We start from the raw sequence: 1527 nt of genomic DNA, 5'->3' as shown, positions 1-1527 counted from the left end.
CCTAGCCATACGAAAAGCAGCCGATCTCTACCCTGGACGATCAAAAACCGACCGCCGGGATGCATTCATCATCGCCGACACCGCCCGCACCATGCCGCACACACTGCGGACAGTCGACCGCGACGACGAGACACTAGCAGCGCTGAAGACGCTCGCCGGATTCCACGACGACATCACCAAAGACGCCACCCGAACGAAAAACAGCCTTCGCAGCGTGCTCACACAGATTCACCCCGCACTCGAGCGCGTCTTTGCAGGCGAGATTCTCTCGCGCACGCTGGGTGCTGGACTCGCTCATCCACTACGAAGGTCCGACAAAACTGACCGCCGCAGGTCGAGGCCGGATCCTGAAGTGGATACGCAACCGCGCCAAGAAGGACCCTGATACCCTCGCAATTTTCGCTGCCCTTGCCGAGCAAACTGTCACGGTACCCGGCACTGCGGCAGCAGAATTGGTCATTCCCCAGCTGGCGGCGAACATCAAAGCGCTTCAAGCACAGCGCGACACGATCGCCGGACAAGTCGAGGAGATGCTCGAATCGTTCCCTCTTGCCCAGGTCTTGATGTCGATGCCCGGCGTAGGCATCACGACCGCCTCCAACATCTTGGTGCCCATCGGCGATTGCCAGGACTTCGCCGACGCCGCGCACTTGGCCACTTACGCCGGCATCGCGCCGACCACCCGGCAGTCGGGTACGTCGATCCGCGGCGAGTTTCCCACCAGGGCCGGCAATAAACAGTTGAAAAACGCGATGTTTCGATCGGCGTGGATCGCGTCGAACTGCCATCCCGCATCGCGCGACTACTACCTGCGTAAACGGGCTGAAGGACAGAAGCACAATGCCGCGGTGATGTGGCTTGCCCGGAGCCGCTGCAACGTCATCTATCCCCTACCGCCCCGGCCCATGCATCCGCGCCGAAGCCGCGCAGAACCACGTCCACCAGCGGTAGGCGATAGCGGCCTCCCGCACCGAAAGCTCCGTCCCCCCCTCCCCTGCCCCTCCCCATCGCCTCAACCCCCGTGGTTTAGGAGGGGGAAGAGGGCGTTCGAGGGCTCAACAGCTCAAGCCCAGGACCGCCGACTTACAGCTCGTCGATGTGCTTGCGCTTCGGGTAGACGCGCGGGCGAGCACCGGCAATCTCCTCAGCAATGCGGATGACCTGGTTGGAGTAACCGAACTCGTTGTCGTACCAGACGTAGAGCACTAGGTGCTTACCGTTGGCGATGGTAGCCAGACCATCGACGATGCCAGCGTGGGTGGAACCAACGAAGTCGGTGGAGACCACTTCTGGTGAGTGGATGTAGTCAATCTGCTGGCGCAGGACGGACTTCAGGGAAACTTCGCGCAGGTAGTTGTTAACCTCGTCGCGGTCGACCTCAGTGTCCAGAGTCAGGTTCAGCACCGCCATGGAAACGTCCGGGGTGGGAACGCGGATGGCGTTACCGGTCAGCTTGCCCTCAAACTCCGGCAGAGCCTTGGCGACGGCCTTTGCGGCACCAGTCTCAGTGAGAACCATGTTCAGGGT

At 61.7% G+C, this 1527-nt stretch carries 2 pseudogenes; one reads left to right on the top strand and one right to left on the bottom strand.

From position 1 onward, the window contains the following. Positions 1 to 887: pseudogene (locus Q0331_RS07650) on the top strand (IS110 family transposase); the annotation flags it as partial. 196 nt (positions 888 to 1083) lie between these two features. Here the strand turns inward: Q0331_RS07650 and Q0331_RS07645 are convergent. Beyond that, positions 1084 to 1527 (bottom strand): annotated as a pseudogene (locus Q0331_RS07645) (glyceraldehyde-3-phosphate dehydrogenase); the annotation flags it as partial.

Source organism: uncultured Corynebacterium sp. (assembly GCF_937999985.1).
Lineage (GTDB): Bacteria > Actinomycetota > Actinomycetes > Mycobacteriales > Mycobacteriaceae > Corynebacterium.
Note: the sequence above shows the minus strand (reverse complement) of the source record. Positions and strands in the feature narration are given on the sequence as shown.